Origin of the sequence: Exiguobacterium sp. TNDT2 (assembly GCF_003331145.1) — a bacterium.
GTDB lineage: Bacteria > Bacillota > Bacilli > Exiguobacteriales > Exiguobacteriaceae > Exiguobacterium.
In genome coordinates this window covers 95,265-117,848 of sequence record NZ_QLVE01000014.1, presented here as the reverse complement: position 1 = coordinate 117,848, position 22,584 = coordinate 95,265, and the positions used below count along the sequence as shown (strand labels likewise).

The following is a 22,584-nucleotide window of genomic DNA, read 5'->3' as shown; positions in this document are numbered from 1 at the left end:
AAAAAAGACCGACGCAAGGAGGCGTTACTGTTGACGAATGATTTGTTAGGAGTCATCAACTTAGGGACCGAAGAGGGCTTGTTTCCAGAGTTCACGGGGCATCGCAATTTAGCGGCTGTCCCGTTCTCTGGGCGTTATCGCCTGATTGATTTTACATTGACGAACATGATCACCCAAGGCATCAATCAAGTTGGTATTTTCACGCTCGATAAATATCGCTCGCTCATGGACCACTTGGGTTCAGGCAAGGAGTGGGATTTGGATCGTTCACAGGGCGGATTGCATATTTTCCCCCCGGCGCTTAAGCCTGACGGGGAAGCATACCTTGGCGATTTGGCCAACTTCTCGATGCACCGCGAACACTTCGTGCGCAGCAAGCAACCATACGTTGTCATCACCGGATCGAACGTATTGACGACGATCGACTTCCAAGACATGCTCGACCATCATAAATCGATGGGTGCGGACATCACACTCGGTTATGCCGCTCACGAACAAAAATGCGGGTATTGCCGCCCAATCCGTCTCGGTGAAAACGACCGTGTCGTCGGTATCGGTGAGCGCGGGTACAGCCCGGACGATGAGTACACGTATACCGAGACGATTATCATGTCGAAGAATTTGTTCCTTCGTCTCGTCGACGAAGCGACGTCAAAAGGCGAGTACGACTTGCTTGACGGGGTCATCCGTCCGCAGCTTCACCGTCTGCACGTGCATGGTTATCACTATACTGGCAAAATGCAGGTGATTCATTCTGTCCTTTCATACTATAATGAAAGTATGCGCTTACTTCGTCAGGAAGGAATCATTTATGACTTCCCGCATATCTATACGAAGATCAAACATGAGCCGCCGACCCGTTATTTGAAAGGGTCGAAAGTGAATGAGGCGCTCGTCGCAAACGGCTGTAAAATCAGCGGAGAAGTTCAAAACAGCATTCTCTTCCGCGGTGTCGTCGTCAGTGAGCATGCCCGTGTTAAAAACTCAATCATTTTATCCAAGTCGATTATCGAGGAAGGCGCTGTCGTCGAGAACGCCATTTTAGATAAAGAAGTGGTCGTCAAACGGGGACAAGTCATTCGAGGTACGATCGACGAACCGATCGTCATCGGAAAACGGACAACTGTGTAAAGGGGGATATTATGAAAATATGGTATGTCGCTTCAGAAGCGGCACCGTTCATGAAAACGGGGGGGCTTGCCGATGTCATCGGCTCGCTCCCTCAAGCGGTGTCTGGACTCGGTGAAAAGGTGAGTGTCATCATGCCGAAGTATGGCGCGATCGCTCAGGAATATGTGGACGAGATGGAGTACATGTTCGACCTGATCGTCCCGGTCGGATGGCGCAAGCAGTTCGGTGCCGTCCTCAAACTCGAACGAGATGAGATCACATACTACTTTATCGACAACGAATATTACTTCAAACGGGAAGGTGTGCTCTATGGCCATTACGATGATGCTGAGCGCTTCGCATTCTTCTCACGTGCCGTTCTCGAGATGATCGGAAAGCTCGAAGCGGAAGAGGTGCCCGACGTGCTCCACTGCCATGATTGGCAGACCGGTGTCGTCCCAGCCTTCTTGCGGATTCATTATCAACACCTCGAGGCGTATCAACGCATCCGTACCGTATTTACCATCCATAACCTGCAATATCAGGGCATCTTCCCAGAAGTGGTCCTCGGCGAGCTGTTACAGTTTGGGCCGGAGCACTTCACGGCGGAAGGGATTCAACATAACGGTCTCGTCAACTACATGAAGGCCGGCATTGTCCACTCCGATCAAATCACGACGGTCAGTCCGTCGTATCGTGACGAGATTATGGAACCGTATTATGGTGAAGGACTTGACGGTGCGCTCCGTCATCGAGCAGTCGACGTCCGGGGTATTTTAAACGGTTTGGATTTGACGATGAACGACCCGAACACGGACAAGCGGATTGCCCAGACGTACAATCTCGACACGTTCCGCGAAGGGAAGCTCGTCAACAAGCGCGTGCTCCAAGAACGATTCGGTCTCGAATTGCGTGACGATGTCATGTTGATTGGTTTCGTCAGTCGGCTCGTCGAACAAAAGGGCCTCGATTTAATCGAAGCGGTGAGTGAAGAGCTCGGAAACTTGGACTGTCAGTTCGTCTTCCTCGGCTCGGGTCAACCCGAATACGAGAGGATCGTGCACGAGATGACTGCGGCGCATCCAGGCAAGGTCGGGTCATATATCGGCTTTGACATTGAACTCGCACACTTGATTTATGCGGGAGCAGATGCATTTCTTATGCCGTCACGTTTTGAGCCGTGTGGTCTGAGCCAGCTCATCTCAATGCGCTATGGGACGCTCCCCATTGTCCGGGAGACGGGTGGATTACGAGACACGGTCAAACCGTATAACGAATACACACAAGAAGGTACAGGTTTTGGTTTCTTGAACTATAACGCCCACGAGATGCTCGCGACGATCGAGAAATCGATTCGTGTCTTCTATGATGACAACAGTTGGAACGCGCTCGTCCATCAAGCGATGACCGCGGACTTCAGCTGGAAACAATCTGCAAAGCAATACCGTGAGTTGTATCACCTATTCGCATGACTGGAAGGAGTTTTACACACATATGTTTACAGACAAACAGAGCTTCGTCACTTCATTCCAAGAGAGATTTGTCGCATTAAACGGGAAGTCGTTTGATGAAGGGACCGAGCAGGAAGTGTATCAAACGTTGGCAACGATGGTGCGCGAGCAGGCGATCCCGAAATGGATCAACACCCGCGACAAGCACGAAGAAAAACAAAGTAAACAAGTCATTTATTTTTCACTTGAATTTTTGCTCGGTCGTTTTCTGTACAACAACTTGCTCAGTATGGACGTCTTAGAAGTCGTGCAAGAGGGACTCGAGGAGCTCGGATTCAACTTCACCGATATCACCGAATATGAGCCGGAACCAGGTCTCGGTAACGGCGGTCTCGGCCGCCTAGCAGCCTGCTTCCTCGACTCGCTCGCAGCGCTCAGTCTGCCGGGACACGGGAACGGGATTCGCTACCGTTACGGCTTGTTCAAACAAAAAATCGTCGACGGTTATCAAGTCGAATTGCCGGACAACTGGCTACGTGACGGGAACATGTGGGAGACACGACGGGCCGACCGGGCCATCGACGTCAACTTCGGCGGTTGGGTCGAGATGCGGCAAATCGGGGACCGGCTCCGGGTCGTCCATCATCCAGAGGAAGTCGTCCGCGCCGTCCCATACGATATGCCGATTATCGGTTACAAGAATGACGTCGTCAACACGCTCCGTCTTTGGAACGCCGAGTCGCCGTTTGATGACGAGGAGTATATGGAACGGACGAAAGGCTCGTATAAAGATTTGCTGAAGTACAAGCAGTCGATTGCGACCATCTCTGAGTTCCTCTACCCAGACGACACGACATATGAAGGAAAAGTGTTGCGCTTGAAGCAACAGTATTTCTTCGTCTCGGCGGGCGTCCAGTCGATGATTGCGTCTTACTTACGCCATAACAAATCGTTGAAACACTTAGGCGACCATTATGCGGTCCATATTAACGATACGCATCCGGTCGTGGCCATCCCTGAACTCATGCGGATCTTGATGGACGACCACGGCTACGGGTGGGACGAAGCGTGGCGCGTGACGAAGAGCGTCATGTCGTTCACGAACCATACGCTCCTCGCCGAGGCGCTTGAGAAGTGGCCGGTCGAGATGTATGAACGGCTATTGCCGCGCATCTATCAAATCATCACTGAAATCAATCGCCGCTTCTGTAAAGACGTCCTCGTCAACTACCCGCATCTTGAACCACATATGAGTGAGATTGCGATTGTGTCGAACCAACATATTAATATGGCGAACCTTGCCGTCGTCGGCTCGCACTCGACGAACGGCGTCGCCCGAATCCATACCGATATTTTGAAACAGCGTGAGATGCGTCACTTATACGAGATGTTCCCGTTGCGCTTCAACAACAAGACGAACGGGATCACGCATCGTCGCTGGCTCCTCAAGTCAAACCCGCGTCTCTCGAACTTGATCACCGATGCGATCGGTCCGTCATGGATTGAACATCCGAACGATCTTGAGAAGTTGATGGGCGTGTCGAAAGACGCGAGCTTCCAAGAGCAGGTCATGAACGTGAAACAACAAAACAAACTCGACCTTGCCGGCTATATTCAAGACGAGACGGGCATCGCCGTCGACCCGGAGTCGATTTTTGACGTTCAAGTCAAGCGGCTTCACGCCTACAAACGTCAATTGATGGATGCGATGCACATTCACGCACTCTATCAAAAGATTCAAGCGGACCCGACGTTCACGATGGTGCCACGGACGTTCATCTTCGGTGCGAAGGCGGCCCCGGGCTACTACTATGCCAAAGAAGTCATTCGTTATATCAATGCGCTCGCAGCCATGATCAACAATGATCAGCGGGCGAGCCGTTTCCTCAAGGTCGTCTTCCTTGAAAACTATCGCGTCTCGATGGCGGAGCGCATTTTCCCTGGTTCGGATTTGAGTGAACAAATCTCGACGGCGAGCTACGAGGCGTCAGGTACCGGCAACATGAAGTTCATGATGAACGGTGCGCTCACAATCGGCACGCTCGACGGGGCCAATATCGAGATTCGCGATGCGGTCGGGGACGACCATATCTTCATCTTCGGATTGACGCCGCAAGAAGTCATGAATTATAAGAAGTTTGGCGGCTATCACGCGGCTGACATCTATCATGCGAACACGGAAGTACGCAACGTCGTCGACGCTCTCGTCAACGGGACGTTCGATAAGGTCGGAGAATATCAATTCCAAGCCATCTTCGATTCGCTCCTCGTCTATAATGACGATTTCCTCGTCTTGAAAGATTTCGCATCATACATGCAGGCACAACGACGCGTCGACGAGGTGTTCTCAGACAAATCACGTTGGGCCGAGAGTTCAATCGTCAACACGGCCAAGTCGGGCATCTTCTCGAGTGACCGGACGATCACAGAATATGCAAACGCCGTCTGGAACATCAAACCGACGAGCGTGAAATAAAAAACGATCCACCCGTTATGGGTGGACCGGATTTTCTGGATAGCTGATCCAATCCGAGTAAGAGCCGGGGTACAGACGGGCGTCGTCCTTCCCGAGGGCATGCAATGCCAAAATGTTGACGCAGGCGGTGACCCCGCTCCCGCAATAGAAGATGGGATTTGGGACATCGAGGACGTTGGCGTACAGCTCTTTCAAGTCATGGAAATCTTGGAGCGTGCCGAGGTCGGTGACGGCCTCGGTGTAGGGACATAGTACGGCGTTCGGGATATGACCCGGTGTATGATCAATCGGTTCATAACTGCCATCGTACCGGTCGGGTGTCCGTGAATCATAGAGTCCGCCGGTTTTGGTGGCGGTGCGGACGTCTTCAAGTGTCGCGATCATCTCGTCTTGGAAGATCGGGGTATAGTCGGAAGCGGGATAGGACGGAACATCCGTCGTTGTTTCCCCGCAGTAGGTAATTCCGGATTGAATCCCGCCTTCGAGCACGATAACACGTTCATGGCCGGCCCATTTGAACAACCACCATGCACGCGCGGCGAACGGAAAGCCGTCATCGTAGATGACGACCAAATCATCTTTTTGAATCCCGATGCGGCGGAGCGTCTCGGTCCATGCCTCTTTAGAGGGCAGTGGATGGCGGCCACCGTGCTCGGACACGGTTCCGGATAAGTCTTCCATTAAATCGAGGAAGACGGCGTTCGGGAGATGTCCTTGCCGATACACATACTTCCCGTATGAGGCGTCGTTTAATGAATAACGACAATCAATGAAGCGAATCGAGTCCGTATGGACGATGTGTTTCAATTCTTGGGCACGCATAGTTGGAAACATAGTATCACCTCGAAGTTTCGTTACTCCCATCGTATACAAGATGGAACAAATTGGCGAGTACTTCGATTGAATTTTTGAATGTCGAAAGGGGAACTGACCATGACATGGCAACAGACATATGACCGTTGGAAACGACATGAGGCGCTCGAACCGCATTTACGCGCGGAACTCGAGGAAATGGAACAAGACGAGACGTCACTCGAGGACGCATTTTATAAGACGCTCGAATTCGGGACGGGCGGTATGCGCGGCGAGATCGGACCAGGCGCGAACCGAATGAACGTGTATACGATCCGTAAGGCATCGCAAGGCTTTGCCGACTTTATCGCGGCCTCGGGCGAGGACGCGAAACGTCATGGCGTCGTCATCGCCCACGACTCCCGTCACTTCTCGCCAGAGTTCGCGCTCGAAGCGGCACGCACGCTCGCCTCGAACGGAATCAAGACATACTTATTCCCGAGTTTGCGGGCCACGCCGGAGTTGTCGTTCGCCGTCCGTCACTTGAACACCTTCGGCGGCATCGTCATCACGGCGAGCCACAACCCGCCGGAATATAACGGATTCAAAGTGTATGGCGCCGACGGTGGACAATTGCCCCCGGCCGAGGCCGATGAACTCGTCTCGTACGTCAATGCGATTGAAGATGAATTGACGATTGACGTCAAAGACGAAGCACCGCTTCGAACCGAAGGCACACTCGTCACAGTCGATTCGTCGGTCGATGCCGCTTATATGGAGGCCCTCCAATCGATTCGAATTCATACGGATGTGCAAGGCGATCCGCTAAAAATCGTTTATTCACCACTCCATGGGACGGGACGCCGTCCGGTCATGGAAGGGTTGAAAGCGTACGGCTTCGAACACGTCACCATCGTCGAGGAGCAGGCTGAGCCGGATGGAGCGTTCCCGACGGTCAGTTATCCGAATCCGGAAGAACGGGCCGCCTTCGAACTCGCAATGGCATACGGCGACCGTGTCGGAGCTGATTTGCTCATGGCGACGGACCCGGACGCCGACCGTGTCGGCTTTACGGTTCGTGACCGTAACGGCGAATGGTTCGTCTTGACGGGCAACCAGACGGGTGCGCTCCTGATGGACTATATCTTGTCCCAGAAAGTGGAGACGGGGACGCTTCCGGCGAACGGTTTCGTCGCAAAGACGATTGTCACGTCCGAACTTGGTGCGGCCATCGCCAAGGCGTATGGGGTCCACCTCGAGAACACGCTCACCGGCTTCAAGTTCATCGGTGAGAAGATTAAGCAATATGAAGAGTCGGGTCAGTATCAGTTCTTGTTCGGCTACGAAGAGAGTTACGGGTACTTGATCGGCGACTTCTGTCGTGACAAGGATGCCGTCCAGGCGTGCTTGCTCGGCGCCGAGATGGCGGCCTTCCATAAACAGCATGGACGCACGCTATACGATGCGCTCCAAGCCGTGTATGAGAAGTATGGCTTCTATGAAGAGTCGCTCCAATCGATGACGTTGAAAGGGAAGGCCGGTCTCGAACAGATCGGTCGGATGATGGAGGCGTTCCGCGCCAATCCGCCACAAGAAGTCGGCGGGTACGAAGTCGTCCGCTTCGAAGACTATAAGCAACAAGTCGCGACGAACTTGCGTCAAGGGGAGACGGAAACGATCGAGTTGCCGTCGTCGAATGTGCTCAAATTCATCTTCGAGGACGGCTCATGGTTCTGCTTACGTCCGTCCGGCACAGAACCGAAAATCAAGTTCTACTTCAGTGTCCACGCCGATAGCGCCGAGAAGACGACGGCGAAACGAGAGGCGATTGAACAGGATGTCATGAAACAAGCGAAAGCAATTGATTAAGCGAGGACCACTGCCCTGACGAGGACAGTGGTTTTTGTTTGACATTGAATGCCCCCGTCAGTATGATGAGGTTATTGTTCAAAACCATGTAATCATATAAGGATTATCAGGAAGGCGGAATTCACATGAAAAAATCGTTAACAGCAGTACTCGCAATCGGCGCATCGTTCGGGGTGCTCGCAGCTTGCGGCACAGAGACAGACAGCGGTTCAGAAGAAGCGGTCATCACGGTCGGTACAGAGGCGACGTACCCGCCATTCACGTACAAAGATAAAGGTGAAATCACAGGGTATGACATCGACGTATTGAACGAAGCGGCCGAGCGTGCCGGTTACACGGTCGAATACGAACCAATGGACTTCAAAGGACTCGTACCGGCCCTTGATGCAGAACGCATCGACATGATTGCCAACCAAATGAGCATCACGCCAGAACGTGAAGAGAAGTACGCGTTCTCAACTCCGTACGCGGTATCAGGTGCGCAAGTCATCGTCGGTTCGGACAATGACGACATTCAAGGCATCGATGACCTCGATGGCAAAGTCGTCGGCTCGACGCAAGGTTCTGTCTACGCTCAAATGGCTGAGGAAGCCGGTGCTGAAGTGAAGTTCTACAAAGGCGCGAACCAAGTATTGCAAGACCTTCAAGTCGGACGTCTTGATGCGGCGCTCAACGACCGTCTCTTCATCTTGACGGAGCTTGAGAAGACAGGCTACGACGTGAAAGCGGTCGGTGACGTCTTTAATAAGAGTGAAGCGGGCTACATGACGCGTCAAGACTCAGACGTGCTCGAAGGCTTGAACGAGGCGCTCGCTGAGATGCAAGAAGATGGCACGATGGCTGAAATCGGCGAGAAGTACTTCGGTGAGGACATCAGTCAATGAATGAACTGATCACGACCGTCATCGAGAACCGTTCGGCCTATATCGAAGCCGTACAATTGACGTTGATCGCCAGTATCCTGTCGATTCTCCTCGCCTTGGTGCTCGGTCTGATCATCGCTGTCTTGCACAGCAGTCCTATTAAGATCGTCCGTTTGTTCACACGGACGTATATCTCGTTCTTCCGCGGCACACCGCTCCTGTTGCAACTTCTCATCCTGTACGTCGGTCTGACCGGCTTCGTCCAGTTGAGCGGAATGCAGGCGCTCATCTTCGGGCTTGGCCTTCACTTTGCGGCCTATATCTCGGAAGCGTTCCGCGCGGCCATCAATTCGGTCGACCGCGGTCAAGTCGAGGCGAGTGTCGCCCTTGGGATTCCGCGTGCGAAGCGCTTCAAGGATATCATTTTCCCACAGGCGTTATCGCGTGCGATTCCGCCGGTGTCCAACTCGGTCATCGATATCATCAAGTCGACGTCACTCGGTTCGGTCATCGCCGTTCAAGAGTTGACGTACGTATCGGACCAAATCGCAGCAACGACGTATCTCGTCATGCCGCTCCTCTTATTCTCGGCATCGATCTACTGGATCTTGTCGACGCTTATCCAGGCGGGGCAGCATCGTCTCGAACGTCGATATGCGATTCGCTGACACAAAGAAATCCCTTCGATTTTAGAATCGAAGGGATTTTTGTATTAACGGATGACTTGTTCTGTTTCCGTATCGAAGAAGTGGGCTTTCGTCATGTCGAGTGCGAGTGTGACATCGTCACCCATATGGATAGTTGAGCGTCCATCGATGCGAGCCGTGAACTGGTGGCCACCGAGTTCGGCGTACAAGTACGATTCAGCGCCCATGAGCTCAGCGACATCGATGTGTGTGCGGAACGTGTGCGTCGTTGGCGAGTCGATGTAGATTGGCTCATCATGAATCGATTCTGGACGGATGCCGAGCACGAGCTCTTTCCCGACGTAACCGCGGTCACGGAGACCTTTCATTTTACCTTCAGGAACATTGATTTCTTCACCGCCGACGATGAATTTACCGTCAGCCAATTTACCGCGGAAGAAGTTCATCGAAGGTGATCCGATGAAGCCTGCTACGAAGATGTTGTCCGGATTTTCATATACTTCTTTCGGCGAACCGACTTGTTGGATGATTCCGTCCTTCATGATGACGATGCGTGTCGCGAGTGTCATCGCTTCCGTTTGGTCATGGGTAACGTAAATCGTCGTCGTGTCGAGACGGTTGTGCAATTGGATGATTTCTTTACGCATTTGAACGCGAAGTTTGGCATCCAAGTTTGAGAGCGGCTCATCCATCAAGAACACTTTGGCATCACGGACGATGGCACGGCCGATGGCAACACGTTGACGCTGACCACCAGAGAGTGCTTTCGGCTTCCGTTGAAGGTATTCTTCAAGTCCGAGGATACGAGCCGCATCTTGCACGCGACGATCAATCTCGTCTTTCGGAAACTTGCGAAGCTTCAAACCGAACGCCATGTTATCATACACACTCATGTGCGGGTAAAGGGCATAGTTTTGGAAGACCATCGCGATATCGCGGTCTTTCGGCGCGACATCGTTCATGCGTTTGCCGTCGATGATGAAGTCGCCGTTCGAGATTTCCTCAAGTCCTGCGATCATACGGAGCGTCGTCGATTTACCGCAACCTGATGGTCCGACGAAAACGATGAACTCGCGGTCCTTGATGTGCAAATTAAAATCGCTGACTGCCTTCGAGTCGCTGCCGTCGTATACTTTATCAATATGATTTAATTGAATTTCTGCCATGTCGTTAGCCTCCTGAGAATCTGTTCTTGGTATAATAGCGCTTACAAGACTGATTATATGATGAAACCGCTTGCATTGAATATGTACACGTTGCACAAAAACGATTACTCGGATTTGTGCAACGTGACAATCAACTGAAGCAGAGCGGCGTCGTAGAACTGTCTAACGTCATAACCGGTCGCTTCATAGAGCCGGTCTAGCCGATAGTTGAGCGTGTTCCGGTGCATGAATAACGCCTTTGCCGTGTGCGACACGTTCAACGAGTGGGCGAACAGCGCCTCCAATAAATCAATCGTCGTCTTGTCGAGTGATTCGACGACGGTGGCCGTCAGACGGGGAGGTACATCAAAAGTCTCATGGCGTTGGAGTAAATAATGGTATAATAATTGACTAGCAGGGTAAGTTTTAGTAGAGAGCTTGGCGAGCGGGAGTAGCGCCTGATGCTGATGATAAAGTGGCCCCAGGTCACCGAGCGGGCGTGCGCTATAGACGACGTGCGCCTCGACGTAACAATCGCTCGCAATTGCCCGCAAGACGTCCTCGAACTCGGTCAGCTCGACGAACTGGTCGGTCTCAATGATTTCAACGTGAGACCGGGTCATAAGAACGATCTCTGCTTCAGGCATAAAGTCAGCTAACACGTCTAAAAATTGATCGAGCGCCTCAGGATCCTGATAATGCAGGACGAGCGACATGAGACGAAACGGCTGGTCGAACCGGTACGTGTCGGTGAGGAAACGATTCTGCCATTTGGCTTGTCGCGGGTCGAGTCTTGTCAACAGCGGAGTGGCGGACCATTCGAGCAACTGTTGCTCCCGCTCCGTCAGCTCTATTTTAGGCAACCCGAAGACCGTGCCGTCCTGGGCTTGATACCAGCGAACGTCACCGGAAGTGTCTTCTGACCGATGGACAGCCATCGGAAAAATGGATTTAATGCGTTCAAACGTTGTCAACACAATCACCTCTTCAACAAATGTATCATATTTCAGATCGGAGGCAGACAGTTTGGAGAGTCTACTGAAAATATTCATTATGATCGCCATCGGTGCAGTGATCGGGGGAGTGACCAACTTCCTCGCCATCAAAATGTTATTCCGTCCCCACCATCCTAAATATATCGGGAACATGCGCGTCCCGTTCACGCCAGGCTTGATTCCGAAACGACGCGATGAGTTGGCGACGAGCCTCGGGAAGACGGTCGTCAAGCACTTGTTGACGCCTGAAGGGATGCGTAAGCGACTGCTCGATGAACAAGTCGGGAGTCATATCACGCACTTCGTTCAAGGCGAAGTGCGGACGATGCTCCGCTCGGACAAGACGATCCGGTCGCTCATCGAGCCGCTTTATCCGGATGCCGAGACACGTGTATTGACTGAGGCAGATAAGAAACTCCGTCAAGAGCTCCAGCTCGTCCTGTCGGATGTGAAGTCGCGTAAACTGTATGAACTTCTCGGTGAAGACGGGATGGACCGTGTCCGAGGGCTCATTCCGGAAATCGTTGATACCTTGCTTGTCAAATCGGAAGAATATTTCTATTCCGTCGAAGGTGAGGCTCAACTTCGCCGTATGGTCGACTCGTTCGTCCAGCGACGGCTCGGATTCATCGCCGGTTTCATCCAAAACTTGAATTTCGTCGAGATGATTCGTCCCGAGATCATCAACATTCTCCGCGGTGGCTCGACACGATCGGGTATGGCGGAGATGATTACGCGCGAGTTCGAGCGGTTCAGTGAACGCTCGGTCGAGACGTTGCTCGATGAGCGTTTAGAAGAACGTCTGATTGACGGGGTGACGACGGAAGTCGTGTCGCGCCTCCCGGTCGGGGACTTGCTCGACCGGACCGTCCATTCGTATACACGGGACGTCGAGGATCGTGTCGTCGAAGAGCTCGTCCCGAACGGGGTCCGACTCGTCATCACGCGCTTCACGGATCAAATGGAGACGGTCATGGACCGACTCAAAATCGATCAAATCGTGCAAGAGCAAGTGAGTTCGCTCGATACCTCGTACCTTGAAGAGATTGTCCTCTCGATCTCAAAACGAGAGTTCCGGGCAATAACATGGCTTGGAGCCTTGTTAGGTGGTATGATTGGGTTGATTCAAGGATTGATTGCCATTATTTAAGGGCACGCCCTAATAGTATTTAGGAGGACGTCACATGTCACAAACAAACTTGTACGATCATGCTTACCAATTGGAAAAAGCACTTCGCGATTCTGAGGAGTTCACAAACCTCTCTTCACTATACGACCGTGTCAATGCGGATGCAGAAGCGAACCAGTTATTCGCTGACTTCCGTGACATCCAAATGACGCTTCAACAGAAGCAGATGCAAGGCGAAGAGATCTCTGAACAAGAGATGATGGACGCGCAGACGAAAATGATGGGTGTTCAACAAAATGAATTGATTATGGAGCTCATGCAAGAAGAGCAACGCATGCATCAACTGGTCACAGAAGTGACAAAAATTATCATGAAGCCGCTTGAAGAGCTTTACGCTCCGATGGTGAATGATAACGAAGTTCAATAATGACGAAGCGGATGGCAATCGAGCCATCCGCTTTTTGTTGCTCAGATTGTCAATCTCATGATGATAGCGCTTACAAAATCCGTGATATACTCTACTTGTAGGTCATTTCACAAGGAAAGGGTGGACGTCATGGTCACCTTGGTCATTTTAGCCGCCATGATTATCGGTTTTATCGGAGGCTGGCTCCGGGCCGACTTGGTCGCGCTGATTGGTCTCCTCTTGCTCGTTTTGACAAATCAACTGACACCGGTCGAAGCGATGGCCGGTTTTTCGAATTCGGTCGTGCTCATGATCGCCGGACTGTTCATCGTCGGTGCCGGGTTGTTTCATACCGGCCTTGCTGAACGGTTAGGGGCCGCCCTCATCCCGTACGCGAAAGGGAGTGAAGTACGTCTCTTTCTCGTCCTCATGGTCACCGTGACGTTTCTATCAAGTCTCATGTCGAACACGGGTACGGTCGCCTTATTGATTCCGGTCGTCCTCGCCATGTCGAGGCAGATGGGGACGAGCCCGGCAAAACTGCTCATGCCGCTCGCCTTCTTCTCGAGTATCGGTGGGACGATGACACTCATCGGAACGCCGCCGAACCTTGTCGCCGCCGAGACGCTTCGAAGTGCTGGAGTGAGTTCGCTCGGGTTTTTCGCGCTTTTGCCGATTGGGCTCGTCGTGGCCGTGGTCGGGCTGATTTATTTCTATGCCGTCGGCAATCGTCTGCTCGGGGTGGGGGACATCCGTTCATCTGCGGCCCATCCGTTGACGTTGCCGCAAGTAGCCGTCTATTCGCTCGCCATCACGAAAGGCCACCCTCTCGTCGGTCAGACGCTTGGTGACGTCAAATGGTCACGAGACGGTCTGATTGTCGTCGGAGAATATCGAAAAGGAGTGGTCCATCGGTTCATCACAGCCCGAGCCGACATGGTGCTGACGGAAGGGTATGTCCTCGTCAGCGGTGATGAGACGGACGTCCACCGCATCGCACGACAAGAAGGATTGGTCGTCGAACCGGTTAACGTCAAAGATGTCTACGGCAAAGCGTCGGGCGTCGCCGTCTTCACGATTCCGACCGAAAGCCCACTCGTCGGCCGTTGTTTGTCCGAGAGCCGGTTGCGCAATGAATATCGATTGAACGTGCTTCAAGTCGTACGGCCGAACGAGGAGATCGCCATCACTCGATTGAAAGATGTCCCGCTCGAACGAGGCGACATGCTTGTCGCACAAGGCGAGTGGGCCGATTTGGAGCGAGTCGGAAACGAGACGAACCTTCTGCTTGCCAATGAGCATGTGACCGATGTGGCCAACCGGGCCGTGTCCGAACGTCATCAGCTAGCAGCGGGGTTGATCATGCTCGGGATGGTGATGCTCCTCGTATTCGAATGGGTCGACCCGACGGTGGCGGTATGGCTCGCGGCACTCGCGATGGTGCTCACGGGTGCCGTCCGCCATATGGACGTCGCGTATCAATCGATTCAATGGTCTTCGCTTCTTTTAATCGCGGCGATGATCCCGGTTGGCCAAGCGCTCGACAATGCCGGGGTCATGGCGTGGCTCGTCACATGGATTAGTGAGTCGTTCGGGCAGGCTGGTCCGGTCTGGGTGCTCGTTGCGCTCTTCGTCGCGACGATGGTGCTCAGCCAAATTATTTCAAACACGGCGACGGCCGTCTTATTCGCTCCGCTCGCACTATCACTGGCCTCGGCACTTCACGTCAGTCCCGTCCCGCTCGTCGTCGCCGTCGCGATCGCGGCCTCGCTCGCGTTCATGACCCCGTTCGGGTCACCGACGAATGCGATGGTGTTCGGCATCGGCGGCTACCGTTTCTTCGATTTTGTCAAAGTCGGCTTGCCGCTTCAGGTCGTGACGGCGGTCATCGCCATCTTCACGATTTTACTCCTCTTCCCGTTTTGAAGAAAATGTTGTTTGCTCTGCCGAATACGTAAAAAATACTGGGTATTCGGATTTCATGGTGGAAAAGGGCTTATAAATCACCCTTCTCCAAATTCTTAATAAGTGTGGAAAAATCGACACCAAAGTTGTCTGTAATGTCGTGATCATTCACTTCATACCAATTGAAAGTATCGTATAACATAGCTTTATTGAAAGCACTTGAATTAAATCGTGGCTTACGCTTTTTATGGAGCTTCTCATTGAAAAGGATTTTGGCTCGTAAGGCATCAAACGAGTAACCTCTACCCATTCGCTCTACCTGCCTAATAATGCTGTTAATTGACTCCGTATAAGCATTAGTGAGCCTTTTATCAAAGTAGTTGAATATTTCGACATGCCAGTTGTCTACGGCTCTCACGAGGTCTTTATATGCGTCTTTAGAGTTGCTGGACATACAACGGTGTCTCCATTGACTATAACGAAGATGACCTTCATCTGGATCAGGAGTATCCCATATCCAGTAAAACTCTTCTTTGAGTTCATAGGCTTCTTTTAAAGCAGGAAGATTACCTAACCAAGTATCTAAGAGGAATGATTCACGTTCATTTAGATCGTGTTTACGCTTTAGAAGGATAAACCTTTCACGCATAAGGGTACGTCTTTCTTTTTGGCTCATATGGGCTTTCAAAGACTTTCTGACGTTATCTAAGGCTTGATTAGCCATTCTAACTACATGAAACTTATCTACGACAACTTTAGCGTGTGGAAGGATAGTGTTCACTGCGTCTTTGTAGGGCTTCCACATATCCATTGTGACGTACTCAATGTAAGTCCTGTCACTGATTTCTGAAAGACGTTGGATGACTGTTTCCTTGTTACGGTTAGGCTTGATGTCATAAATAGTCCTGCGTTCAATATTAGTCAATACAAGCCGAGGTCTACGGATAATATGTATCTCGTCTATCCCAAGCCACTTAGGAGTTTCAAACTGGTATTCACGTTCTTTGAGTGCCACATAGTCCTTGAAAACGTTCCTAATGGTTTTCTCGTCAACACCAACGCTTTCTGCGACTTCTACAAAGGTCTTAGACATGGATTGCTCTTGAATGGACTTTAAAAGCCTTTTGGTCATACTACGCTTTTCATCTACAGATATTAGGCGTTCCCAGAAGGTAGATCCGCATTCACGACACTTGTATCGTCTACGGTTCAATTGTAAGCCCACTCGCTTTAAACGAATGGGCAAATCCATAATTAGTTGATTTCTTGAACTGTGTTTGTACAACTTGTCAAAACCACATTCAGGACAACGTTCAGGTGGTCCGACTGCTTCAACTTTAAACATCATATCGGTTTCATTTTCTTGTGGCGGTTCTATTGTTTTAATGTCTGGTAGGGATAATAAGTCTGACATATTATTCATCCTTTATTACTCTGCGGTGTTAAGGCATCAATTATAGATTTGATGTCGAAATCATCAGTGTTAAATTATTTTTGTGACCACAAATGCACTTAGAAAATCCCTTAAAGCATTAGCTGGTTCACTTGAATAGGGAGTTGTAAAAAAGTTCCCTTAGCCTGCACAACAAGATAATTTCGAAATATCTTTATCGAACGTAAGTGCAGCTAATTTTAGCCCTTCAGCCATTGTTAAATATGGTGCTAGGGTTTCTGTTAAATCTTCTATCGTTAAGCCAAATTTAACAGCTAATGATGCTGCATAGATGACATCTCCTGCATTCTCAGATACAATATGAACCCCTAATACTTTTAGTGTTTCTGCATCTGCTACTAGTTTAAATACACCGGTTGTTTCACGGTTTACAATTGCTCTTGGAACAGCATCTAAAGGTAATACAGATGTCTTCACATCATACCCTTTCTCTTTTGCTTGTTCTTCTGTTAAACCAACCGTTGCAACCGTCGGATTCGTAAACGTAACAGCAGGAACTACCGATAAATCTATTTTTTTGTTTAATCCACCGATAGCATTATCAGTAATAATTCCACCTTCATAGGCTGCTACATATACAAATTGTGGTCCTAAAGTCACATCTCCTGCTGCATAAATCTTTTCATTACTTGTTTGACCAAAATCATTGATCAGGATTTCATTATTTTTTCCAGTTTCAACACCTGCTGCACTTAAATTTAAAGAATCCGTATTTGGTTTTCTTCCAGTGGCAACAAGTAACTGATCTGATTCAATGACTTCTCTACTGCCATTTACTGTTACGTAAACCCTTTTTATCTCTCCACTTTGTTCAACACGCTCAAAAGTTGCCCCTTTGACAAGGTTTATACCCTGTTCAATTAACGCTTTTTCAACTGACTCTGAAATCTCAGGATCATACTCCTTTAAAAGTCGCTCACTTCTTTGCATAAGCGTTATTTCTGAACCTAAATGATGAAATAGTTGTCCAAGCTCCATTCCAATGTATCCTGAACCAATTACAGTTAATCGTTTTGGTATTTTCTTTAACTCAAGAAGTGTTGTACTAGTTAAATAGTCCATTTTTTCAAGTCCTGAAATTTGGGGCAACGAAGGCGATGCACCTGTTGCAATTAAAAAGCGTTTTGCAGATAACTTTGCCCCATTGACCTCAACCGTACTAGCATCAACGAATTTTGCTTCACCTTTAATTAAATCAAAATTATATTCATCAATTAAATCCATATATTTTTGATTCCGAAGTTCGCTCACCAATTTATCCTTTTGCGTGATTAAACTAGCTAAATCCACTTCTCCAGCGGATGTTTGTAAACCTATAAACGGATTGTCTTTTGATAAATGATTGATTTCCCCTGCCCTAAGAAGAGTTTTTGACGGAACACAGCCAATATTCACACAGGTTCCCCCAACCGTTCCACGCTCAATCATTCCAACTTTTGCACCGTATTCTATAGCTTTAATTGCCGAAGAAAAGGCAGCAGCACCAGAACCAATAATAAGAAGGTCATAATTGTCTTCATTAATTAACGCCACGTTTTCTAGTGATGATACTTCTTCAATTTCTCCGGCTTGGTAATTTGCTTCATCAATCGCCTTTATTGCACTTTCAACCTCAATATCATCGGGCAGTTCAAATACTGCTTCACCACGACGATAACTAGACTCAATATTTTTAGCACCTATCTTTTCAAGTGCTGATTCTACGTGTTTTTCACAACCCGTACAAGTCATTCCTGAAATGTTTACCTTAAATTTATTCATAAAAAAGCTCCTTTCGTTAATTAATCTCTCATGTTAATGTTTCTATTATTGGACACGAATGTAATTGCTTTTCATCTGGACATCGTTGTTTTAAGTCGTCTAACATAGTTTCAATTCGTTTTAAATCCTCTATTTGTTTTTGCACTTCCTTTTGTTTTTTAGAAACAAATTCGAACATATCTTGACAACGAACTTCATCTTTATCTACAACACCAAGTAATTTATAAATCTCGCTTAAAGAAAAACCAAGTTCCTGTATTCGTTTAATAAACCCAACACGCTTAACGTCATCATATGAATATATCCGATAACCAGCTTCCGTTCGGTGAGGTTCTTGTAATAAATTTTTTCGCTCGTAATATCTGATCGTTTCTTTATTAACTCCACATTTATCTGCAAACTCACTAATGCGATAAATCATCTTATTTCACCCCATGAATATTATAAACCGTGTACCATAGTACACGGTCAAGTAAATTGGACTATTTTATTTTTTTCCCAAAGTATCACTCGTATGTGATTGATACTTTTATATAATACTATTGATTATCCTAACATCCCACCAGAAAATCCGATTTAAACACCAGTTGTTTTTAAACTATTAAGAAAGTAATTCCACTATATATTCCGAAGACCCAAAATACTAAACGATGAGGTGGAGAGTCGATGTGGAAACGAATCGGAATCGTTGTATATGCGCTCTTGCTTGCGGCCTGCTCGAATGAAAGTGAGCAGCCGACACCGACGCTCGGGGCGGACGCCAAAGTGGCCAACGCGTATTTAGTGGAGCAAGGCTATGACGTCGTCTCTTATAAAGGGAATAGAATGTCGAGCTTTGAAAAGGCAGATTTGCTTGAGGTGCCAACGCGAAGCACGTGGGAAGTTCAGACGGTGTCTCCGGATGATTATATCGGACGTGACATTCAACATGAGAACTTCATCGTCCGCAACCATCCGCTCGATGAAGTCGCAGACCTCGGCCAGACGAACGTCTCGGTCATGATGATGGACGGCGAGGTCATCGGTGGGACGTCGTATCCGGATTCGGCCGAGCCGCTCGTCGGAGCGAGCTATTCACTCGATGGGAAGACGGCAGAAGAGTTGCATCCTGATTACATGGAGTGGCGCAATGAGTGGGAAGCCAAGTATAGCGAATGAACAAGCGCCTCGGGAATCCCGAGGCGCTTGTATTATGAGGCCGTGCCTTTCAGTTTTCCTGGCAGTTTACAGCGCTCGAAGTAGATGAGCTGTCCGCTCCGCGCAATGCGGGCGCCTTTATGCGCATGATTGATTTCCTCGAGCATCGCGAGGCCCTTTGCTTTCGCCTCGTCATCGCTTGCCGCGGTAAATGAATCGTTCAAGACGGTCGTGCCGTCGTTCTCGAACGCCGTGATCGTGTACTGTTCCATCCGTTCGCCCCCTTTGCTTCCATTGTACTGAATGGTCATTCATTCTTCAAGCGAAGGTTTTGTCAGCTCCTCGAACGTGAGTTGGCGAGCTGTTTCAGTACGTGGAATCAACTCCGAGACCGTCATGCCGATCAAGCGGACCGGTTCGGTGATCGCCATCTCGTCAAACAGACGGCGGGCGAGACGTTTAATCTCATTATGGTCGTGCGTCGGATGGTTCAATTTGATTTGATGGCTCCGGGCCTGGAACTCGCTCGTCTTGATTTTGATCGTCACGGTCTGACAACTGAGTTCGCGGCGGTCGAGCTGGAGGAGCACGTCTTCGATCTCCGGGACGACGCGTTCATATATTTCTTCTGGGTCATCGAGGTCGAACGCGAACGTCGTCTCCGAGCCGATTGACTTTCGTTCCCGGGTCGGGACGACGGGACGGCTGTCCCGGCCATGGGCGAGCTCATATAACTGATTGCCACGGTCGTGGCCGAAAATGGCCTTCAACTGTTCGGGGCGGGTGCCCTGCAAGTCGGCGATCGTATGGTAGTCGTGCTTGAACAGCGTCTGGGCGGTCACTTTGCCGACCCCGTGCATCGTCGTGATCGGGAGCGGGGCGAGGAACGCCTTGACGTCAGCCGCCTCGACGACCGTCAGTCCGTTCGGCTTGTGGAAGCCGGAAGCGATTTTGGCGACGAACTTCGACGGGGCGACCCCAGCCGAAGCGGTCAGTCCGGTCCGGCGTTTAATCTCCCCAAGGATATAGCGGGCGATATAAGGGCCGGACGTGCTCATGAGTGTATTCTCCGTCACGTCCAGGTACGCCTCGTCGAGCGAAAGCGGTTCGACGAGCGGCGTGATCGATTTGAAAATGGCCATCACCTGCTGGCTGACGTGCCGATAGACGTGAAAGCGCGGTTTGACGAACGTCGCCTGAGGGCAGAGCGCGAACGCCCGCCGTGACGACATGGCGCTGTGCACACCGTATTTTCGCGCCTCATACGAACAAGTGGCGACCACCCCACGGCTGTGGGGGGCGCCACCGACGATGACCGGTTTATCGCGTAAGTCAGGGCGGTCGCGTTGTTCGACCGAGGCGTAAAACGCGTCCATATCGACATGGATGATCAATCGTTCCATGAACATCACCTTTCTGTATCATCTACTCCTTTCAGTATATCGAACTTTTGTTCGTTTTTTGCTAGTTTTGCTTGTTTCGTTTGTTGCGCGGTTGTCCGACTTTTCTTGAGTACGGATTTGGCTCGGGAATTGTAGGAGAGACCCAATCCAATTTTTATGTTTTAACCAAAAATAGATCAAGACCGTAAAGCCGACGATCATGACCCAAGCAAACAAATAGCCAAGCGGCCATTCAAGCTCGGGCATTTGTTTAAAGTTCATGCCCCAGACTGCACCGAACGCGACGACGGGCGTCGTCAAGGCCGTGAACACGGTGAGTGCCTTCATGATTTCGTTGCCACGGAAGTTTGACAACGTCGCGGCCAAATCGGTCATTGCGATGACGTCTTCCTGATAGTGCTCGATGAGCGTCAGGAGCCGATTGACGCGATACTTGGCGAGACGATACGCTTTCAATTCGTTTAAGTCCATGTCGAGAAACGCCTCGCGCCCGGCCATGAGCAGTTCGCGATACGGGACGACGGTATCAGACCACCGTTCGATTTCGTTACGGAGCCCAAAAATTTCATCCATAAACTGAGGAGGTACTTGCCCGCTCATCTCGCGCTGGGCGACCATCAATCGTTCTTCATATTCATCAATCCCGTGGAAATAATAGTCCATTTTTTCGGCGAGCAAATCATAAAACGCTTCAATCGGGGTGGCATATTGTTTCGTTGCCACCGACTCGCAATAGCCGTCATCAAAGCCGATCGTCCATAAGAAATCTCGGGTCACGAAGTAGTGCCCGATTTGTTGCGGTTCACGCTCGAGCTGTTCATAGTCGAGCGTGAGCGAGCCATACATATAATCTTCCTCGACAATGATTTTCGTCACTTTGGCCGTCGTCAACTGTTCGAGCCAATACGTATATGCCTCCTCGTAATGCTCGTCGACATGTACGGTTTCTTCCGGTCGTGTATACCATTCCCAACTCATCTTCCATCCCCCCAATTTCCTTCTCCCTCAAGTATTCCCGCTTTCTGAAGAAAGTTGGCATCTCAGGCGAACTTTCGTTAAGATGAAAGTACTGACAAGAAGAGAGGTGCTTTTTTGACGACTACTAAAATCGGTCAGCTCAAAGTGGGCGACACGTTAAACCAATATGTCATGATCAAACAATCTTATCGAGGACTTGCCGGGAACGGCAAACCATATTTGACGCTCATCCTATGCGACGAGAGCGGGGAGATCGAGACGAAAGTATGGGATAGCGCCGACACGGACAAATATGCGACGAAAAAAATCGTCCACGCTTCCGGAGAAGTGATGGATTATCGCGGACGGACCCAACTGAAGTTGAAACAAATCTCCATCATCGAAGGGGAGACAGATATCGCGCCCTACGTTCGTTCGGCGCCGATACCGCACTCGGAGCTCGAGACGGGCATTCGCGGCTATATCGAGGCGATCGAGCACGTTGGGATGAAGGAGCTCGTGACAGCGCTCGTCGACCGGAACGCGGAAGCATACTTCACGTATCCGGCAGCGGTCCGTCATCATCACGCAGTCTATTCGGGACTCGCGTTCCACGTCTTGTCGATGCTGAAACTCGCTGAAACGATGTGTGATCTATATCCGCAACTGAACCGTGACTTGCTTGTCTCAGGTGTCGTACTCCACGATTTGGCAAAAGTGATCGAGTTGTCGGACGCGATCACGCCGGAGTATACGCTCGAAGGGAAACTGCTCGGTCATTTGTCGCTCATGGCATCGGAGATTGAAGTCGTGGCACGAGGACTCGGCACCGACCGTGAAGTCGTGACGTTGCTCCAACATCTCGTCCTCAGTCATCACGGGAAACCGGAGTGGGGATCGGCGAACGCGCCACAACTCCCGGAAGCCGAGATGTTGTTCTTCATCGACAACATCGATGCCCGGATGAACATGTTCGAGAAAGCGTTCGAAGGCGTCGAACCCGGAGCGTTTACAGAACGCGTCATGGCGCTAGATAACCGTGCTTTTTATAAACCAAAGTTATGAAGGCATCCAAAAAAAGACGT

The 22,584-nt window shown here is 50.2% G+C and carries 20 protein-coding genes; 11 read left to right on the top strand and 9 right to left on the bottom strand.

The genetic code is table 11. The features are described 5' to 3' along the window. Nucleotides 1-30: 30 nt before the first annotated feature. Genes glgD through DPV68_RS09085 form a run of 3 tightly spaced genes read left to right on the top strand, consistent with a single transcriptional unit; the run spans nt 31 to nt 5,037 of the window. Entirely contained in the window at nt 31-1,131 is a 1,101-nt protein-coding gene (gene glgD, locus DPV68_RS09095) for a glucose-1-phosphate adenylyltransferase subunit GlgD (protein WP_114166438.1), read from the top strand. A gap of 11 nt (nt 1,132-1,142) precedes the next feature. Further along, the gene (gene glgA / locus DPV68_RS09090) at nt 1,143-2,582 is read left to right on the top strand and encodes a glycogen synthase GlgA (protein WP_114166437.1); all 1,440 of its coding nucleotides are present in this window, start codon (nt 1,143-1,145) and stop codon (nt 2,580-2,582) included. Between the two features lie 22 nt (nt 2,583-2,604). Further along, nucleotides 2,605-5,037 (top strand): glycogen/starch/alpha-glucan phosphorylase, encoded by a 2,433-nt coding sequence (locus tag DPV68_RS09085; protein WP_114166436.1) that lies wholly within the window; start codon nt 2,605-2,607, stop codon nt 5,035-5,037. A 15-nt stretch (nt 5,038-5,052) separates the two neighbouring features. Here DPV68_RS09085 and DPV68_RS09080 read toward each other — a convergent pair whose 3' ends face one another. Beyond that, complete coding sequence (locus DPV68_RS09080) at nt 5,053-5,871, bottom strand: sulfurtransferase (protein WP_232819580.1); 819 nt, start codon at nt 5,869-5,871, stop codon at nt 5,053-5,055. A 99-nt stretch (nt 5,872-5,970) separates the two neighbouring features. On the opposite strand from DPV68_RS09080, the gene DPV68_RS09075 reads away from it, so the two are divergent. The 3 genes from DPV68_RS09075 to DPV68_RS09065 all read left to right on the top strand — a co-directional run bounded on the left by DPV68_RS09075 (nt 5,971) and on the right by DPV68_RS09065 (nt 9,229). Then, nucleotides 5,971-7,698 (top strand): phospho-sugar mutase, encoded by a 1,728-nt coding sequence (locus DPV68_RS09075; protein WP_114166434.1) that lies wholly within the window; start codon nt 5,971-5,973, stop codon nt 7,696-7,698. Nucleotides 7,699-7,823: 125 nt separating this feature from the next. Next, nucleotides 7,824-8,582, top strand: coding sequence for a transporter substrate-binding domain-containing protein (locus DPV68_RS09070; RefSeq protein ID WP_114166433.1), 759 nt, complete (start codon nt 7,824-7,826; stop codon nt 8,580-8,582). Further along, nucleotides 8,579-9,229, top strand: coding sequence for an amino acid ABC transporter permease (locus DPV68_RS09065; protein ID WP_114166432.1), 651 nt, complete (start codon nt 8,579-8,581; stop codon nt 9,227-9,229). The genes DPV68_RS09070 and DPV68_RS09065 overlap by 4 nt, the downstream gene beginning before the upstream one ends. 44 nt (nt 9,230-9,273) lie before the next feature. Here the strand turns inward: DPV68_RS09065 and DPV68_RS09060 are convergent, their stop codons facing one another. Both DPV68_RS09060 and DPV68_RS09055 read right to left on the bottom strand, forming a co-directional pair. Beyond that, nucleotides 9,274-10,374 carry an ABC transporter ATP-binding protein gene (locus DPV68_RS09060; protein ID WP_114166431.1) on the bottom strand — a complete coding sequence of 367 codons (1,101 nt, stop codon included), beginning with the start codon at nt 10,372-10,374 and terminating at the stop codon, nt 9,274-9,276. A gap of 104 nt (nt 10,375-10,478) precedes the next feature. After that, entirely contained in the window at nt 10,479-11,330 is an 852-nt protein-coding gene (locus tag DPV68_RS09055; protein ID WP_114166450.1) for a PucR family transcriptional regulator, read from the bottom strand. A gap of 76 nt (nt 11,331-11,406) precedes the next feature. On the opposite strand from DPV68_RS09055, the gene DPV68_RS09050 reads away from it, so the two are divergent. From DPV68_RS09050 to DPV68_RS09040, 3 genes are all read left to right on the top strand, one after another. Then, on the top strand, nt 11,407-12,498 hold the full coding sequence (locus DPV68_RS09050; RefSeq protein ID WP_114166430.1) for a DUF445 family protein: 1,092 nt from the start codon (nt 11,407-11,409) through the stop codon (nt 12,496-12,498). Between the two features lie 34 nt (nt 12,499-12,532). Further along, on the top strand, nt 12,533-12,904 hold the full coding sequence (locus DPV68_RS09045) for a YlbF/YmcA family competence regulator (RefSeq protein WP_114166429.1): 372 nt from the start codon (nt 12,533-12,535) through the stop codon (nt 12,902-12,904). 129 nt (nt 12,905-13,033) lie between these two features. Beyond that, complete coding sequence (locus DPV68_RS09040) at nt 13,034-14,809, top strand: SLC13 family permease (RefSeq protein WP_232819578.1); 1,776 nt, start codon at nt 13,034-13,036, stop codon at nt 14,807-14,809. A gap of 70 nt (nt 14,810-14,879) precedes the next feature. Here the strand turns inward: DPV68_RS09040 and DPV68_RS09035 are convergent, their stop codons facing one another. The 3 genes from DPV68_RS09035 to merR all read right to left on the bottom strand — a co-directional run bounded on the left by DPV68_RS09035 (nt 14,880) and on the right by merR (nt 18,423). Then, complete coding sequence (locus DPV68_RS09035) at nt 14,880-16,202, bottom strand: ISL3 family transposase (RefSeq protein ID WP_009374086.1); 1,323 nt, start codon at nt 16,200-16,202, stop codon at nt 14,880-14,882. Nucleotides 16,203-16,361: 159 nt separating this feature from the next. Further along, on the bottom strand, nt 16,362-18,002 hold the full coding sequence (gene merA, locus DPV68_RS09030) for a mercury(II) reductase (protein WP_002440486.1): 1,641 nt from the start codon (nt 18,000-18,002) through the stop codon (nt 16,362-16,364). A 28-nt stretch (nt 18,003-18,030) separates the two neighbouring features. Then, on the bottom strand, nt 18,031-18,423 hold the full coding sequence (gene merR / locus DPV68_RS09025) for a mercury resistance transcriptional regulator MerR (protein ID WP_001863748.1): 393 nt from the start codon (nt 18,421-18,423) through the stop codon (nt 18,031-18,033). A gap of 245 nt (nt 18,424-18,668) precedes the next feature. Between merR and DPV68_RS09020 the strand changes: the two genes are divergently transcribed. Beyond that, nucleotides 18,669-19,160, top strand: coding sequence for a hypothetical protein (locus DPV68_RS09020; protein WP_114166427.1), 492 nt, complete (start codon nt 18,669-18,671; stop codon nt 19,158-19,160). Between the two features lie 32 nt (nt 19,161-19,192). Here DPV68_RS09020 and DPV68_RS09015 read toward each other — a convergent pair whose 3' ends face one another. Genes DPV68_RS09015 through DPV68_RS09005 form a run of 3 tightly spaced genes read right to left on the bottom strand, consistent with a single transcriptional unit; the run spans nt 19,193 to nt 21,520 of the window. Beyond that, nucleotides 19,193-19,411 (bottom strand): YhzD family protein, encoded by a 219-nt coding sequence (locus tag DPV68_RS09015; RefSeq protein WP_198662283.1) that lies wholly within the window; start codon nt 19,409-19,411, stop codon nt 19,193-19,195. 39 nt (nt 19,412-19,450) lie between these two features. Next, nucleotides 19,451-20,542, bottom strand: a complete 1,092-nt coding sequence (gene dinB, locus DPV68_RS09010; protein WP_232819577.1) for a DNA polymerase IV — start codon at nt 20,540-20,542, stop codon at nt 19,451-19,453. 18 nt (nt 20,543-20,560) lie between these two features. Continuing rightward, the gene (locus DPV68_RS09005) at nt 20,561-21,520 is read right to left on the bottom strand and encodes a magnesium transporter CorA family protein (protein ID WP_114166424.1); all 960 of its coding nucleotides are present in this window, start codon (nt 21,518-21,520) and stop codon (nt 20,561-20,563) included. Between the two features lie 171 nt (nt 21,521-21,691). Between DPV68_RS09005 and DPV68_RS09000 the strand changes: the two genes are divergently transcribed. Continuing rightward, nucleotides 21,692-22,564, top strand: a complete 873-nt coding sequence (locus tag DPV68_RS09000; protein ID WP_198662285.1) for an HD domain-containing protein — start codon at nt 21,692-21,694, stop codon at nt 22,562-22,564. Nucleotides 22,565-22,584 lie beyond the last annotated feature (20 nt).